This is a genomic window from Paraburkholderia sp. JPY419 (assembly GCF_050435705.1).
In the GTDB taxonomy this organism is placed as follows: domain Bacteria; phylum Pseudomonadota; class Gammaproteobacteria; order Burkholderiales; family Burkholderiaceae; genus Paraburkholderia; species Paraburkholderia youngii.
The window spans coordinates 718,059-734,702 of sequence record NZ_JBNDKV010000003.1 but is presented as its reverse complement, the minus strand read 5'-3'; the positions used below and the strand labels follow the sequence as shown (position 1 = coordinate 734,702).

The window sequence follows — 16,644 nt, the reverse complement described above, 5'->3', positions numbered from 1 at the left end:
GACCCAGACAGAAAAGGGGCCGCCCCTCATTGCCCCCCAAGAATCTCGGTGGATTTGAGATAGGGTTCTGGCACCGTGTCCGCATGTATCCCGACGGTAACCTGGCGCGATCGGAAGAGCGCCGCCGTGCTCCATACCCCATTTCGACCCCACCAGCGCTCAAGTGGCCAAGCATGCAGACCGCCTCAAAACCACGTAGCGGATGATGACGGCTAAGAAGCATCACCAAGAGGCCACGACTAGGCTCCGGGGCGCACTGTGCGACGCTCGACATGAACAGATTCGGCGATGGGCATCCGGGTACCGGCCTTGACTGAAGCGAATCACCATTTGCGGGTGCGATCGCCGTTTTGGCCGTCGCGCTGCAGTCCATAGACATCACCCTCAAGCTGCCTCGCTTCCGCCAGTAGTTCGGCGATGAGATCGACATCCTCGGCGGTCAGAGCGAGACTTGAGATGGCAGCGTTCGAGGCCAGATGAGAGAGGTCACGAGCGCCGATGATGACGGCCGCAACACCCGGTCGTTCGAGCATCGCGGCGCTGGCGACCGTGGCGATGTCGGTCCCGTGCCGATCCGCGATCTGGCGCAACGTCGTCAGAAGGGCTTGGAAAAGGTCCCAGCCGCCGACGTCGTCGATGATCCGCTTGTATTTGACCAACGATCGGTTCTCCAATTGCTCCGTCGGTTCCGGTGCGCCGAACCATCTGTCGCCGAGGAAGCCGCCAGCCATAGTGCCATAGCACAGGAGGGGGATACCGTACTCGATCGGCGCCGCAGCCATCCGCCGCGCGGGACGGCGGTCGAGGAGGGAGTACTGCACCTGCATGGACGTCAGCGGAACGCCTGCATTCAGGATCTCCAGCATATGGTAAGTGTCGAAATTGGCACCGCCGATCGTATCAATCTTGCCCGTGCGGCGCAGATCGTCGAGCCACAGCGCCGGCTCCAGCCAACGAGGATCTTGGTATTCCCACGAGTGGAGTCGTATGAGGTCGAGCCGTTCCTGGTTGAGGCGTCGCAGCGAGAGGTCGATCACCCTTTCGACATAAGACTTGATGCGCGGCAGCATGTCAGAGTGCGGCACAAATTTGGTGTGAACTTTGATCCGGACTAGGGCTTCTTCCCCGCGCAGATCTCGATAGCGCTTTCTGAAATGGCCGATCAGTTCTTCGACCCCTGTATAGATGTCAGCACAGTCGAAAGTGGTTATTCCCGCATCCGCGAAGGCCACCAGGTCGGCTACCGGATATTTGCTGCGAGTCGTGCAGTGGCCGCTCGCCAATTGCCAGCCTCCATGTATCACACGTGAGATCTCGTAGTTTGGGGCAGGCTGGAGTCTCTACATCTTGGTCGCCTTGTCATCATGGGCCGCCCCGCTGTGGTTGCGAGGCGGCTGAACTAAACCGGCACGGCCCGCTTCGATCCGAGAACTGAATATCTAGAACAGACGTCGACCGGTCTGCGGGCGTTGGACTTAGTATCGGCGGAGCATAACGATGCGGGAAGCGCTTCATACGCATGACTCGCAAGGCTTCTTGCCGTTCCCGTACTCACTCTATAGCTGTGTGTCCGATCTTGGCGTTCGTCTAACCCGCTCCAGCAGCAGCCGGCCAGCGTCCGCATAGTGCCGCTGCTGGACCATGGCATGTTGCGACGCCGCCTGCAGATCGCGCAGCCGCCGCTGAAGAGGTGAAGATTCATAAACTGCAGCACCGCCGGCCAGCGTAAAGCAGGCATGTGCTGCCCGGGCGCAGATCGTCGCAATCCAGGTTCCCGTCTGTATGCCCTGGGTGTACAGGGATTGGCCGTTCAGCGTGTCGGCCACGGCGTGCCGCCAGTGACTGTTCGCCTGAATCTGCATGGCCGCCCGCGCTGCACGCACATCTGCCTCAATTCGACCCAGCTCGCCTTGGAACATCTCCGAGTCGCGCATAGGAACCGGCGCTCGAAGTTGTTGCCGGCCACCGAGGGCGAGTTCGGCAACATCCCATAGCGCGCCCTCGGCGATGCCGACGCAGACAGCTCCAAAAAGCACCGACTGAAGGTGCCGCCAAGCTTGATATAGCGGTCCCGGTTCGCATGATGCTCCATCTGGAAAGTCGAAAAAATTGCCCTCCGGCGCGACCACGTTCTGAAGGGCTGTGTGGTGACTGCCGGAACCTCTGAGGCCGGAGGCGTGCCAAGTGTCTTCAATTTGCCAAGCGGAGGCCGGCAATGCGACATACCGGACCAACGGTGGTCCGGCATCCCCTGCCGGACCATAGAGTGGTTTTCCGCCTGCCGACATGACACAGAGACCCATGATCCAGTCGGCGTTGTGGCAACAACTGGCGAACGGCCAACGGCCGCTGACTTGCCACCCACCTGGTACTCTTTCGGCGGTGCCTCCAGGCGTGGAGACACCAGCTATGATGACATCCGCCTTGTCTTCATAGATCAGATCGTAAGTCTGTCTCGGCAATCGAGGGGCCATGATGGCCGATGCACTGGCGATCATCGCGGTCCAGCCCACTGAGCCATCGAGCCGAGCCAACGCGCTGATCACTTCCATTCCCCAAGGCAAATCTAGCTCTAATCCTCCACGACTGCGTGGCGCGAACATGCGGAACACTCCGAGCAATCGCAACTTCTCGATAAGGTCCGAGGGCATACGGCGTTCGGTTTCGATCTCGGCTGCACGGGACAGAATGGCCGGAGCAAGGTCACGAATCGCGTCAAGTATCCGCCCGGCCTCATTAGCCGAGATCCGCGGGACCTCGTCGCCAGAGGGGGAGGGGCTTGCGGTTTGATGTCCTTTGTGGGACGGACTATCTGTCCCGAGTAAAGGATCACTTGGCATCATTAGTTTCGGCATAGGTCTGATTCTTTGATTGAGTTCGCATGCCGTCTGCCGGCAACCGATAGAATGCGACGGTGGTCAGTTTGCGTGCCTTACGTCGTTATAAGGCAACATTATGCGGTTCGCGTGCCGCCTCTTGCTATTGGCAGCTCGTGGGACGGCTGAGGTCGATATGCCGGTGGTTCTGTGCCAGGCAGCGCGTATTTGTGTCTGCCGAAAGCGTCGAGCGTGGCCGTTGGCGCGAGCGCTGAGTCTAACCATGGATTTCTCCTCTTGTTTGCGTGGCGTGAGACGCGCAAGTGTCGTACCAATCCAAAAAGGCTTGCCCAACAACGAGATCACTCTTCAACGCGTTGTTTCATTCCCGACATTGTCGAACATCTGACAAGGTCCCACGCGCGCGCGGTCGTTACCATATGACGGCCTTCCAATCCGCTGACGTGAGATAGGACCAACGTGAACAACTTTGATGTCCATGTCGCGGTCCATAGTGGAGACGAGGCCCGCGCCCTTTGCGGTGTCAAGGGTCGTCGCCGTCGAATTGAATGTAGTTGTTGACGTTCATGCTTTTCACTCTTTAGTGGTAGCGATGTTCGTCCCAAAGGCACGGCGGAAAGCGGCGCGCACCGTAGGCTGGAGCGTGAACGGCAAAGGTGACTGCGAATTCCGACGTGAAGGCGAGCGCCATTCCCATCAAACGCCGAGCAGCCCGACAACGAAAAGGCCCACCGCGGCGGCGCCAAGTCGTCCCGTGAGGATGACGTCGAGGTCGACGTCTAAAAGAAAGAGACCCAAGGCCGCGATCGCTACTACACCTTCTCGATCAGTAAACTGGCCACTGTCACGTTGCTGAATTGGTCGAGCAAGATCGCCTGATGAAGGATGGAAAATCGCTTTATCACGGTTACCGTCTTCCACTGCGGTCATCAGCTGCGCGGTGTGCTGGTACTACCTGTTTCAGGTGAGGCTGCACGACATCGAGGAACTGCTGTTCGAAGGCGAGGTTATCGTCAGCCACGAAACGGTCTGTACGCCGGTGCGATAAATTCGGTGCGTGTTTCGTGCACCGTGCAAGCGGCGCGTCGTGAGCCCCAGCCTCTCGAACTCGCGTGCCCAGTGATGCGCACCGGATCAGCTGTCCATCCCGATATGACAAGGAGGTAAAGATGCGACACCTTCAAGCAACCGAGTGCGGCGAATTTCCCGGCGTACCAATTCGGGCTTGCCGGTCGCCCGGCGCCGGCAGCGCACAGACATTCGTGACCAGATCAAAATCCTAGGTTTACGATTGCCATGGACTGCCTCTTCGAGGGAGTTATTGATCCGGCAATAAAATGTTGAAACTTTGGGATGTGCAAGTTGTCGAACGGGTATGGAAAAAGTCGACTCCCGAACCTTGCCGCTGGCGGCATTGAACGAACGTCGTCGTCGCGCGGTAAAGATGCGCATCGAAGGCGTAGCGTTGAAAGAGGTGGCACTGCGTTGCGAGATGTCGCCTACGACGGTGATTGCGGCCTGCAAGGCGTACGAGGCGGGCGGCTGGTGTGCCGTGGATGTCGGTCCTCGTGGCCGCCCGTCGGGTACAGGGCGCAGCCTGAGCGCGGACCAGGAGCAGGTCGTGCAGAGGCTTATCCAGGATCGCACGCCAGATCAGCTCAAAATGCCTTACGCGCTGTGGACCCGCCAGGGCGTGGCCGAAGTGATCGAACAACGCTTCGGCATCCGTGTGCCGGTCCGTACGATGGGGCTGTATCTGTCGCGCTGGGGCTTCACCCCGCAAAAGCCATTGAAGAAGGCCTATGAGCAATCGCCAGCCGCGATCAGGAAGTGGCTCGATGAAGACTATCCTGCCATTGCGCAGCGTGCTCAGGCTGAAGGGGCAGAAGTCCACTGGGGCGATGAAACCGGACTGCGCTCTGACGATGTGCGGGGCCGGGGTTACGCGCCCGCGGGCAAGACGCCGGTGCTCAAGGTCAACGCAAAGCGAGCCGGCCTGTCGGTGATTTCCACCGTGACGAACAAAGGACAGATGCGCTGGAAGATCTTCGACGGTGCGCTGAACACCGGCATCCTGATTGACTTCATGCGACGACTGATTACCGGGGCGAAGAAAAAGATCTTCCTGATCCTGGACAATCTGCGTGTTCATCACGGCAAGGCCGTCAAGGCTTGGCTGGACAGGCATCGCGAGCGCATCGAGGTGTTCTATCTGCCCAGTTACAGTCCGGAGCTCAACCCCAACGAGATGGCCAACGCCGACCTCAAGCAAAGCGTGACACGCCGCACACCAACGCGTACCAGGCTGCAACTGGTCAAGGCCACCATGCACCATTATCAGGTCGTTCAGAAGCAACCCGAACGCATCCGGCGGTACTTCCAGCATGACCCCGTTCGGTGCGCGGCTTGATTTCAACATTTTATTGCCGGATCAATAATAGAGTGCGAGAACCACATCGTGGCGCCTTGATGCCATCTCCCGCAACAGGCACTTGATTCCGGACGATGCCCCTTTCATTCGGACTTGGCCTCTGTGGGCATGCCGCGAAATGCCTTGAGTGCGCGCACGCGAGAAGCCAGCAGCGTTTCGATACCAATGTCGACGACGACTCCCCGCAGCTGACGCGGCTGTAACCCGACGTCGCAACGAACGCGGCAAGCATATCTGATTGAAGTCGGGCCTGAACCCCGGACCGCCGACGCCCGTCGCCTAAGGCCCTTAAACCCGTCAACCGTCGCGGAAGATGAAGCTGTACGCGCTCAACGCCGGCACGCCGCCCAGGTGCGCATACAGCACGCGCGAGCCGGCCGGAAATTCGCCGTTACGGACCTTGTCGATCATGCCGTGCATCGACTTTCCCTCGTACACCGGATCGGTCAGCATGCCTTCGAGCCGCGCGCACAAGCGGATCGCCTCGAGCGTGCCGTCGTTTGGCAGACCGTATTCCGGGCCGCCGTAGCGCTCGTCGAGCACGATGTCCTTCGCGGTGATGTCGCGGCCCAGTTCGACGCTCTCGGCGGTCCGCTTCGCGATGCGGGTGATCTGCTCGCGTGTCTGCGCCGGTTTCGCCGAGGCGTCGATGCCGATCACCCGATCGGCGCGGCCGTCGGCGGCAAAACCGACCACCATGCCCGCCTGGGTGCTGCCCGTCACCGAGCACACGACGATGTAGTCGAACCTGAAGCCCAGTTCGGCTTCCTGCTGGCGCACCTCTTCGGCGAAGCCGACGAAGCCGAGCCCGCCCAGCGGATGATCCGAGCAGCCCGCCGGAATCGCGTACGGCTTGCCGCCGGCCGCGCGCACGCTGTCGAGTGCGTCTTCCCAGCTCTTGCGAAAACCGATGTCGAAGCCGTCCGGCACGAGCCGCACGTCGGCGCCCATCATGCGCGACATCAGGATGTTGCCGACACGGTCGTACACCGCATCCGGGTAGTTGACCCAGCTCTCCTGCACGAGCACGCACTTCAGGCCAAGATGCGCGGCAACCGCCGCGACCTGGCGCGTCTGGTTCGACTGGATGCCGCCGATCGACACGAGCGTGTCGCAGCCCTGCGCGAGCGCGTCGGGGATCAGATATTCGAGCTTGCGGGTCTTGTTGCCGCCGAACGCGAGGCCGCTGTTACAGTCCTCGCGCTTGGCATAAAGCATGACCTTGCCGCCGAGATGCACGCTCAGACGGTTGAGCGGCTGGATCGGCGTTGGCCCGAAGATGAGCGAGTAGCGGGGGAATCGTTGCAGGTTCATCGAGGCTCCGTGGTGGGTGATTTCCGAGAGTTCATGGTAAGAGGCCAGTTCAAAGATGTGACTCCTCTCCTTTGAATATGTTCCAGTAGATGAGCGAGCAAGCAAAAACTGACGAATGCTTGCTTCATAATATAGCCGCGACGGTCGATGCCGATACGACGACGTCGGACGTTGCAGAGCCACGCGTGAGTCCGTGCTGCCAACCAGCGGAATTTGCTGAGACCGTTACCATCGTCGGTTCTTCGGTGTGCAATCACTGGCTTTATGTCACGATCATGCAAGTGTTGGCGATTTGTCGCTGTGGTAGTCGCGATCGCCGCAAATGACCGCGGGCCTGCGAAATGTTCTGCCGCGCGCGATGCGTCGGATTTGGCCCGGATTTTCGCCTGCCGTCGTCCGCAGTCCCTGCATTTTCGCCATCATGTGTGTTGTACGTTTCGAGTCCAAGGAGGCGGGCACCAGAAATAGGCTACAGCCTTTTGACAGGTTTTTCTCGCTATCGCTCTCGGCGTCGACGGGCATCTTACGTGTTAAGGCGACGATGGGGCGCGGATGACATGCGCATCGGGAGTTACACCGGTTCCCATTTCGAACGATTGATCGTTTCGCTATATGCGAATTGTCGCCTTATCCACGGGCGCAGACCGAGAAGTCCGTGCTTTTGAATAGCCAGGGGTATTCGTTTCAAGGTGTATTAAGTCGGCAAGCCGTGCAATGCTGTTTGTGTTCGCTGGGCGATATGGCATAGTGCGGCTTACTCATCCTATCCAAAGGAAAACAAGCATGGCTACGCTGGAAGCCGTCCAGGCAAAAATCGCAAAGCTCCAAGCCCGGGCAGCAACGTTAGAGAAGAGAGATTCGGCAACAGCGATCGAGAAAATCCTCAGTATGCTGGAACAGCACTCTCTATCTATTGCTGATATTGAGGCGTCTTTGGGCAGACGACGCGGCCGCAGACCCGGCGCGACCGCACCGGCGAAGAGGGAGGCATCGGCAACGAAGTACGCCGATCCAAAGACGGGGGCGAACTGGTCCGGTCGTGGCCGAGCACCGGCTTGGATCGCTAAGGTGAAAGACCGCACCAGGTTTCTGGTGACGAACACTACGACGAACTCAACAGCGACTACTCAGAAAACGCTTAAGTCTGAGAAGAAAGTCAAGGAGCCGCAGCCTCACATCTATCAGGACCCTAGGACAGGAGCGACTTGGAGCGGGCGTGGTCGTACGCCGTCGTGGATCGCAGGTGCCAGAGACCGCACGAAGTTCCTGATCTCCGCGGCCGAGACACCCGCAAATTCTCGAAAGGTGGCAAAAGCAGTCCATTCCAGCAAGACAGCTGCTCCGAAGAAAGCCGCAAGCAGGAAGGCAGCAACAAAAAAGCCGGCGGAGCAATAAGGCGTCGGCGAGGAATACCTCAGCACCGATGCGGAAAGAGTACCTCGGAGACTGGTAGTGGCGCTTTGTCGACTATCCTCTGGAGGCGTGCATCGAATGGCTCGGCGAAGTCGACGGCCGCTGCTGCAGACGCTGCGCCGCAAACGGCAGCAATCGTCAGTGCGCCTGCTCAGATATATGTAGGAGACCGACGGGGCTGCGGGATATACCTCCGCAGCCCAGCGTTGTTCTTGCACTCGGCTGCAGTTCCTCCAATCGGGCGTCGTGCCAGTCTCTGCCAGTCTCCGGCCCTATCCTTTGCAATTGCTCCGGGATGACCGATTTGCCACACTCGCAATGGGGAATGCTGTCGTAGAACTGATCACCCGGTGGGTAGGGGGGAAATGTGCCGGGCCTCGCTGACCAAAGGTCTAGTGATGCCGGGGAGTGAAGGACGTAATGGCAGTTGCTTAGCGTGTTATGCATTTTTGCTAAGGGATGAAGATTGGATGAGCATAGGCACGGAGAATATAACGAAACGCAAGTCAGCGAGGGTCTCGGCCGATCGCCCGTAGTGTCTGGCCAGCCTGTGGAAGCCGTTGAGCCAGCCGAAGATGCGGTCGACTACCCCGCGCGTGGCAACAAGACAAAGCCTGCTTCGCCTCCGGAAGCTTGATGACCTGTAGCTCGATCCTTCGAGTGCAGTCTGTGCAGGTCCTTCGCCGGTGTATCCTTGGTCGGGGCGCCATCTTGTCGGTCTGGTCCTGTGGCCTGCTGAAGGGCGATCGCGTGGACGAGGCGGCGCTTGAGCGCTTTTTTCCGCCGCAGTCGTTGAGTCCGCCGGATGCCCAACCGGCCGCACCATGAGCTCGGTAGGAGAGGCGTCGCCCAGGAGCCCGAAGACTCCACCTGTAGCTGTTTCTGCGAACAGTAGGTGCGATGGGCAAAGGACTGTCTGTCGCGAAGCGCCAGACACCCCTCCGCGGCGAGAAGCTGTTGATCGATTGCTCGGGCAAGAGGCTCGCCATCGTCGATGCTCACCGGCGAGATCTGCGGACGGAGCTATTCGTCGCGACGCTCGGCGCATCAATCGACACTAGTCACCTAGCCACCCGGCTCAGAGCGTCACGGGGCGTATGCGACGTCCGGCGTCGCGCTGGACCTTACAAACGAGCCGGTGCAACAGTTGCCTCGGTACTTGTCGACCGCTACGGGCAAGGTCGGGCGCGGAAAGCGGCTCTTTCAGGATGTCCGATTATCGTTGGATCACACAATGCCTGTGCCAGGTGCCACACGCTGCCAACCGGTGGAGTAGATGGAAAAAGGGCTTATTGAGAGTTACGTAATTCATGACATCACCAAAGCTCGGCTTGCTTCCAGCAGGCAACGATGATCGATTTGCGCTTCTGGCCGCTCTTGAGCTTGTTTCGAGCGGTGTGCTTCAGTTCGGCCAGGTTATCAGGGCAGAAGTTCGCCAATGCGTGCCGCTTGAGCCAGGCCCAAAGGTATTCGACTGGATTCAGGTCCGGGGCGTAGCCGGGCAGCAGCGCCATCTGGATTGCGCCATCCGTGCTGTCAAGGTACTCGCGCACGACGCGGCTCTTGTGCTGCGCTGCGCCGTCCCACACGATCATCAGCTTGCGCCTGAGTTGCGCGCGCAGCGCTTTGAGGAATTCGATGATTTGCGCGCTTCTGATCGCGCCGTCGTGCAGTCGGAACACGAAGTTGGTACGGGTAAGACCGGCGATGGCCGAAACGTGCTTCCAGTTGAAGTGGTACTGAATGATCGGCGTGCAGCCCTTGGGCGCCCAGGTGCGCACTCGTGTGGGGCGCTCCGAGAGGCCGGATTCGTCAATGAAGACGATCAGTCTTCCTTCGGCGGTACTCTTTTTTTGAGCGCGGGCCAGGTCTTGCGCTTCCCGGTCAGTACCGCGTCCTCGTTGCGCTCGATCGCCCGGCGCTCCGGCTTTTGCGAGCTGAACCCCAAGGCGCCCAGCAACCGCCACACATGTACCTCGCTGAAGGTAACGCCGTACAGTCGCTCGATGAGCACCCGTACGCGCTTGAGCGTCCACAGTTCGGTACCGAATCCGTGTGTCAACGGGCTCTGCAGCAGCGCTGCGCGCAGACCTTCGAGTTGGGCCGCATCCAGTTGCGCCGGCCGCCCCGTGGCCATCACGCGGAGCGCATCGATGCCACCTTCGTCGAGTCGGGCCTTCCATGTGTATGCAGTCTGCCGCGCCACTCCGACCATCTTTGCCGCTTCGGCGGGCGTCTTGCCCGCCAACATCAAGCGACCGGCACGCACCCGCTTGCGCGTAGCGTCGTCCATTTTGGCCATCAACCCCGTCTCCCTTCAACGTGATGACCGTATAACGCACCAGCAGAGAATCGGTTGTCGTGAATTTAGTAAATCTCAATAGTTGGGCGTTGGCGCTCAGCGGGGGGCGATTGGTGCCCCGACGGTGTTCAACGCGGTGCTCGACGACAAGCTGTTTTGAGCTCGTCGAGCGGCCACACTAGCTCGGTTCGACTTCCGACAGAAGCGACTGCGTGTGCCCCGGGTTGCGAAGACCTTGCATCTGACGTTGGTGGCTGTGCGTGGGCTGGTGACTGATTTAGCCCCGGTTCTCTATCTCTGACGATCATGTGCACCAATCCAATGCCATTGAGCGAAATATGGGCACAACGCACTATCCTTGAAGTGCGGCGTCAGTCGCGTTGCGCTTGCGTACATCGGCGGAGTTCGGTCCGCTAATCGATCGCCACTCGGTTCCGACCTTGACTTTTCGCGTGGTAAAGCCGCTCGTCTGCTGACCGAAGTAGTGCGTCAATCGTGCGACCATCCCTGCCGAACTGCGAGATGCCGATACTGACAGTTATCGATACCTTGCGCCCAAGTTCACCGGCGAAGGTCGTGCTGGCAATTGTCGCGCGAATGCGCTCGCCGACTGCGAGTGCTGCATCCAGCGACGTGCGAGTCAGCAGCACCATGAACTCTTCGCCGCCCACGCGTGCTACGCCGTCGTAGGGCCGAATCGCGTCGAGGCATACTCGCACGAATCCCTGGAGCACTGTGTCGCCGACCTGATGCCCGTAAGCGTCGTTGACCCATTTAAAATTGTCGAGATCGAGCGCGAGAAGTGAGAATGGAGTGCCGTCTCTCTGTGCGCGAACGACCTCCGTTTCCACACACGCAATGAAATGACGCCGATTCGCAGCTCCTGTCAACGGATCGGTCGCCGCGAGGTGCGCCAGCTTCTGGTTCTCGCGGTGAACTTCCTTCAGAGCGTTGTTGGCGCGATCCATTTCTTGGGCGAGTCGCGCGTTCAACTCCTCGCGACTATGGATCGTCGCAAATGAACGTGTCGTCAAAAAGGCCTGCGCCACGCCATAGCTGAGAAGGAAGAAGCCGCTGGCGAAAATGACGTGAGCAAGCCACCACATGTGATTCCATGGGCTGCCCAGAAGAAAAGCCACCGACGACAGCGCGAACGACATGACGGAGATGCCACAGACCAGCATCAGCGGGGACCGAGGCCGACGCAGCATCAGGATAACGACGCTGAGCGTCGAAAACCCGAGCGCCGCAGTCTCCATGACCCGCAGTAGGATAACGCCAGCAACTGTAGAATGGGCAAGAAGCGCAACCAGAACGTCCACTACGAGGAATATTGCGGTCCAGCTTAGCAAGTACTTGGCTCCGGCGCGGCGGTCAGCGGGATCAGACGGCCTTTGATACGACAGAAGCCCAATCAACAACAGAATCGACATCGTTAGACGCGACGCCGGACCATACAACAGCAATAGCCAAATGTTTTGATGAGCGGATCTGGTGAATGCGCCATGGAGCGCACAGATCAATACAGATCCGAGGAAGCCCAGCGTCATCCATCGCAGCAACGGCTCGCCGGAGGACCGATAGCATTGCCACGCCAAGTAGGTGACAAAAAGACCCACAAACGTCGCCCCTATGATTGCAATTTCATGAAATGGGTAGTTTTCGAACTTCAGACCTGGGTCTTGAAAGAAATACAGGTAGCCAATCAGATAGGCAGGAACAAGAGCGAAGGCGACGAGAACCAACTGCGCGTAGCTCCTCGTGATAAGCCGCACGAAGGAACGTTGCTTATCAGTCTGCATCGCAGTCGTCGCGCTCATATATTTACTCCGGTGTGGCCCTTTCAGCCCGTCGTTGTCTCCATCAATACAATTGTCTTGCCATATAGGGATTTTGACAGACGAGCTGAATCGATGCGCCATAAAAGTTTGCAACCGTCTTTGTATGTTTCCCAATTTTCTATCAAAACGACGGGTTTAGATTCCTACGTTGAATGAGCCCGGCACGCCGGATGGGATTGTATAGTCGTCCTTATTGGGATGGCGTCAAAAAACGCTCCGAAAATGGAAGAACAATAAAGTGTACGACTCGTTTTTTCGTTTTTTGTTGGTGTGTCCGTTGGCGAGAAAACCGGCCCGCTCACGATAATGTCTGGGCTACGAATGCGCAATCGTAAAATGTACGGCCATAGGGGCTCAGCCCCCTGGAATTACCTCGGCCAGCGTGCCGCGGGATTGCCACTTCTCGGAAGCGGTGCCTCTGCGCCGGTTCGGGTACAAGGCTAGCTCGTCAGCGACGAACCCTCTAAGTTATGACAATTTGTCATCGCTTAGCTTATCGGAAAACCTTCAGTTCTTCGCGAACCTTGACCCGGCGGCGGTGTTGTATTGTCACTGTCTTGCAATTGGCGCATCGTGTCCCCCCGCTACGCCATGCGTTTCATATGGAAAATTGTCGTTGAAGTGAATATCCCGCGCAGACTGCGCCAGACAAAACCGAAAGTTGTGTGATACGTACGCCAGACTGTCGCTTTTCATCGCATGTGCATACCACCGTTGACGGAGAAATCGGTGCCCGTGACAAAGCCGGCTTCATCGGAACAGAGAAATGCCACCACGGCCGCGACTTCGTCCGGTTGACCGAGTCTGCCGACCGGAATCTGAGGGAGAATTCGTGTTTCCATTACGTCCTTGGGGATCGCCGCAGTCATGGTCGTGGCGAGATAACCGGGCGACACCGTGTTGACGGTAACGCCGTATCGCGCCGTCTCCAGTGCGAGCGACATAGTGAAACCGTGAATGCCCGCTTTTGCTGCGGCGTAGTTGGTTTGCCCGAATGCACCGCGCGCGCCGTTCACTGAGCCGATATTCACGATCCGCCCGAATCCCTGCTTGACCATTCCACCGAGAAATGGCTTCGTCATGTTGAACATGGAATCGAGATTGGTGCGTAAGACCTTATCCCAATCTTCCTTGGTCATTCTTGCAAAGCTTGAATCGCGCGTAATGCCCGCGTTATTCACGAGAATGTCCACCATACCGAATTCGGTGAGCACGCGCTCCGCGCAACGCGCACACGAATCGAAGCTGGAGACGTCGACCTCGAACGCAACGAAACGCCGACCTACATCCCGTTCATGGACGAGCCACGTGGCAACGTGATCGTTGCGCTCGGAATGCGAGAGGGCGACCACCATGCCTGTATCGTGGAGACGTCGGCTAATGGCGGCTCCGAGACCGCCCATGCCGCCAGTCACGAAAGCAACGCGTTTGGCTGACATGATGTTCCCCTTGTGAGCGAGGCCGTCGGCGGCCGGTGATTGAGTCGATTTACTGAATTGTCCGGAGAGTTTCGGCTCCTGACACTCCCCTCGAGGGACCATGCCGACCGATGGTTTTATCCTGCGGTACGGCAAGGCCGCGACATTGGCATGCTCTGATTGAAACGAACCAGCGCCGGCCATTGTGTAGGCTCGGGGGCCGATTGCGGGAGTCGCGAGGTAGCTGCGCACCATGGACTGGCATGACTCCTCGAATTCGTTGCTATCGTGAGAGACCGAGGCCGCACTACAAATCTCCTAAATCGAAGCGATGTCGCGCCGTACACTCTGCAGTCCACAAGGCTCGTTGCAGGACTTTGCGGAAGAACACATGCGTTCGCAGCGCAAACGTAAGTTTCGCGCCCTACGGATTGAATGATGTCACGGATTTTCCTCGCATGATGGATCTCATGACGCAATAAAGCGATCCGCAATTATCCGGTTGGAAGCAGCTGCAAACGCACACGCGACGATTGCGTGTTCAATATAGGCGTATCAGTCAACAGCGGGCTTAACATGGATCAATCATCGAAGAGATACCGTTGCCGCACTTGGCAGTGCAGTGTTCCGACCTTCCTCGCACGCTATTCGTCGGGTTCTCTCGGATTTTCATCTGCCCAGCACGGCTGGTAAATAGGGGGGGGCTGCAGCTAGGTTGTGTTATGCCCCTTTGTCAAAGGCTGCAATGTGGATGAGCACAAGCCCGGAGAATACGACGAAACGCAAACCAGCAAGGGCCTCGCGCCATTGCTCGTAGTGTCTGCCGCCTCCTGCGGAAGCGGTTGAGCCAGCCAAAGCTGCGTTTGACCAGCGGCGCGAAAAAAATGCACGGAACGCCTTTTGGCCTCCGGGAGCTTGACGACCTAGAGGTCAATGCCTTCTTAGAGTGTAGCGTGCGCAGGTTCTTCGTCGGTGCACCTCCGGTCGTCGAAAGCCAGTCCGACCGGCGGTCTGCAGAAGCCGATGCGCCAGCGTCCCGACCCGCGCGCGCTCCTGCTGGTTGGCCACTCTCACGTACACGGCAAGCGACTGCCCAAGGTATCAACCGCCGTGTGGGTCAATTTGGCAGTTCGACTGAGGTGCGCGCGTCGAGAATGACCGCGCTGTGTTGACGGCGGTGTTCCTGCGCAACCCGGATGATCGAACGCAGGTCATTGACATAGCCCCCAAAGCAGCTTCCCTGGATTCAGCGCTGCGCTGCCTCTGCTGGTAGACCGCCTCACTCAGCTATTGGGTAACAAACGCGACGCTCACCCGCTCTCACAATCCAGCGCGATGCGTTGAGCACCTCGCGCAGCACGTAGCAGCACCGTGGTGGGCCCTTGCTCATCAAGGTCAGCGTACGGAGCGGCGAAGTACCACTGTTCATCTGATACATCCGTTGGGTAAAGTCTGGGTTTCTTCATCTCGCCATGGGTGCCAAGCCTGGCCGAAAGGTCATAAGAATATTGAGTTTGAGAATGTTCCCAATTACCGATGAGGACTGCCATGATAATGAACATGGCGGTCTACTCAAGTATAGCTGCGCCGAACGCTGTGAGCGCATCGCTCACGAGCTTTCAGGGAAACCTCAACAATGAGTTACTCTCGGGACCAAACAAGGGCGGTGTTCGCAACCGACGCACGTTGCCATGATTTATCGATCGAGCGAGGTTCTTGAAACAGTGCCTTCAAGGTAGGTTGGGTGTGTTTTTTGGCCGAAGGCAGTCTAACGCGCCATGTCTGTAAGAAGCTTCTTATCGGTTGACGATTTCTAGCAGGCTGTTGAAAAGCGCCCCGTCATGACGACCGAAGCTACGTTCAGGAGACTTGCGCGTGCAATTTCCCGCTGAATTACCGGTTTGCCGCGCGATCCGCGCGGGGCATGCGCACGCATGCAGCCCCGCTGGCGCGCAGTCTTCACGCCGTGACGGCTCATCGCGCCGCTCCTTGCGGCACCACCCCTGGCATTCGGGCCATGCGGGTCAGATTGCTCGCAACCATCGTCAGCTTGAAGTGCTGGTCGACGCGCTTGATACCGCGATAGACCGTCTGCCGGATCCGACCGACCGTTTTACCCCAGCCGAAATGCTCTTCGATTCGTTTGCGGATGATCTGGCTAATCCGGTAGCCCGTATGCCGCGAAGTGCGACCATCGATTGCGCTGCCGCCCCAACGCTCATCGTTGCGCGCGACATGCGGTGTCACGTTGCGAGCGCGGCAATCGTTCACGAAGTCGCGGGTGTCATACGCCTTGTCGGCACCAACTGTCTTCGCATGAGCGCCTGGCACGCAATCGAGCAATTGCAATGCGCTGGCCCGCTCGGCGAAACCATCTGCGTGACTCACCACGGCGCCGACCACCAGCCCCGAGCGATTCTCCATCAGGATGTGCCCGTGGTAGCACAGGATGGCCGGGCTCTTGTGGCTCTTCTTGAACAATCGCGCCTCCGGATCAGTAGTCGACTCGTGCGTGGCATTGCTACGTCGCTCGCCTTTCCAGTCAGTGTCGGCGTTGCGGCCACCGCCGGCTGGCGGACCATCGTCCGGGCCGTCCTTGCGGCGGAAGCTCTTGTGACTGGCCCACGCCTGAATCAGCGTGCCGTCCACCGAGAAATGCTCTCTCGACAGCAAGCCCCGCTTGTCCGCCAGGCTCATGACTTCGGTGAAGAACGCTTCCACGACTTCATGCTCCAGAAGCCGGTCGCGGTTCTTCGAGAACACCGAGTGGTCCCACACCGCGTCCTCAATCGCCAGCCCGACAAACCAGCGGAACAGCAGGTTGTAGCGCATCTGCTCCATCAGCATGCGCTCGCTGCGCACCGAGTAGAACACCTGCAACAGCAGCGCCCGCATCAGCTTCTCAGGCGCAATCGAGGCACGGCCGGTGTCCGCGTAGATGACGCTGAACAGCCCGTTGAGCCGTTTCAACGCGTCATTCACCAGCAACCGGATCGGTCGCAACGGGTGATCTGCCGGGACGAAGTCCTCGAGCTTGACCGTCGTGAACAGGGGTTCCTGCATCTCATCCATTCCGCGCATCGCATCC

Annotated in this window: 9 protein-coding genes and 2 pseudogenes; 3 read left to right on the top strand and 8 right to left on the bottom strand. The window is 58.8% G+C overall.

Annotated elements, in window-relative coordinates:
- Positions 1-323 precede the first annotated feature (323 nt).
- Positions 324-1,304: an aldo/keto reductase gene (locus tag QFZ91_RS27065; RefSeq protein WP_429569006.1), complete on the bottom strand. Its 981-nt coding sequence runs from the start codon at positions 1,302-1,304 to the stop codon at positions 324-326.
- Positions 1,305-1,556: 252 nt separating this feature from the next.
- Positions 1,557-2,840 carry an acyl-CoA dehydrogenase family protein gene (locus QFZ91_RS27060; RefSeq protein ID WP_429569156.1) on the bottom strand — a complete coding sequence of 428 codons (1,284 nt, stop codon included), beginning with the start codon at positions 2,838-2,840 and terminating at the stop codon, positions 1,557-1,559.
- A gap of 875 nt (positions 2,841-3,715) precedes the next feature.
- Between QFZ91_RS27060 and QFZ91_RS27055 the strand changes: the two are divergent.
- A pseudogene (locus QFZ91_RS27055) lies at positions 3,716-3,922 on the top strand (IS6 family transposase); the annotation flags it as partial.
- Between the two features lie 290 nt (positions 3,923-4,212).
- Positions 4,213-5,247, top strand: a complete 1,035-nt coding sequence (locus QFZ91_RS27050) for an IS630 family transposase (RefSeq protein WP_429569005.1) — start codon at positions 4,213-4,215, stop codon at positions 5,245-5,247.
- A gap of 318 nt (positions 5,248-5,565) precedes the next feature.
- Here the strand turns inward: QFZ91_RS27050 and QFZ91_RS27045 are convergent, their stop codons facing one another.
- Positions 5,566-6,582: a 1-aminocyclopropane-1-carboxylate deaminase gene (locus QFZ91_RS27045; protein WP_429524269.1), complete on the bottom strand. Its 1,017-nt coding sequence runs from the start codon at positions 6,580-6,582 to the stop codon at positions 5,566-5,568.
- Between the two features lie 783 nt (positions 6,583-7,365).
- Here QFZ91_RS27045 and QFZ91_RS27040 point away from each other — a divergent pair.
- On the top strand, positions 7,366-7,977 hold the full coding sequence (locus QFZ91_RS27040; RefSeq protein WP_429569004.1) for an H-NS family nucleoid-associated regulatory protein: 612 nt from the start codon (positions 7,366-7,368) through the stop codon (positions 7,975-7,977).
- Between the two features lie 1,334 nt (positions 7,978-9,311).
- Here QFZ91_RS27040 and QFZ91_RS27035 read toward each other — a convergent pair.
- The 5 genes and pseudogenes from QFZ91_RS27035 to QFZ91_RS27015 form a co-directional block, all read right to left on the bottom strand.
- A protein-coding gene (locus tag QFZ91_RS27035) for an IS630 family transposase (protein WP_429568700.1) occupies positions 9,312-10,297 on the bottom strand; the annotation gives its coding sequence in 2 pieces (ribosomal slippage) (positions 9,312-9,838 and positions 9,838-10,297; 987 coding nt in all).
- 413 nt (positions 10,298-10,710) lie between these two features.
- Positions 10,711-12,117, bottom strand: a complete 1,407-nt coding sequence (locus QFZ91_RS27030; protein ID WP_429569003.1) for a GGDEF domain-containing protein — start codon at positions 12,115-12,117, stop codon at positions 10,711-10,713.
- A 713-nt stretch (positions 12,118-12,830) separates the two neighbouring features.
- The gene (locus tag QFZ91_RS27025; protein ID WP_176369789.1) at positions 12,831-13,577 is read right to left on the bottom strand and encodes a beta-ketoacyl-ACP reductase; all 747 of its coding nucleotides are present in this window, start codon (positions 13,575-13,577) and stop codon (positions 12,831-12,833) included.
- Between the two features lie 699 nt (positions 13,578-14,276).
- Positions 14,277-15,022, bottom strand: a pseudogene (locus QFZ91_RS27020) (transposase).
- A 508-nt stretch (positions 15,023-15,530) separates the two neighbouring features.
- Positions 15,531-16,637 (bottom strand): IS5 family transposase, encoded by a 1,107-nt coding sequence (locus QFZ91_RS27015; RefSeq protein WP_429522659.1) that lies wholly within the window; start codon positions 16,635-16,637, stop codon positions 15,531-15,533.
- Between the last annotated feature and the right edge of the window lie 7 nt (positions 16,638-16,644).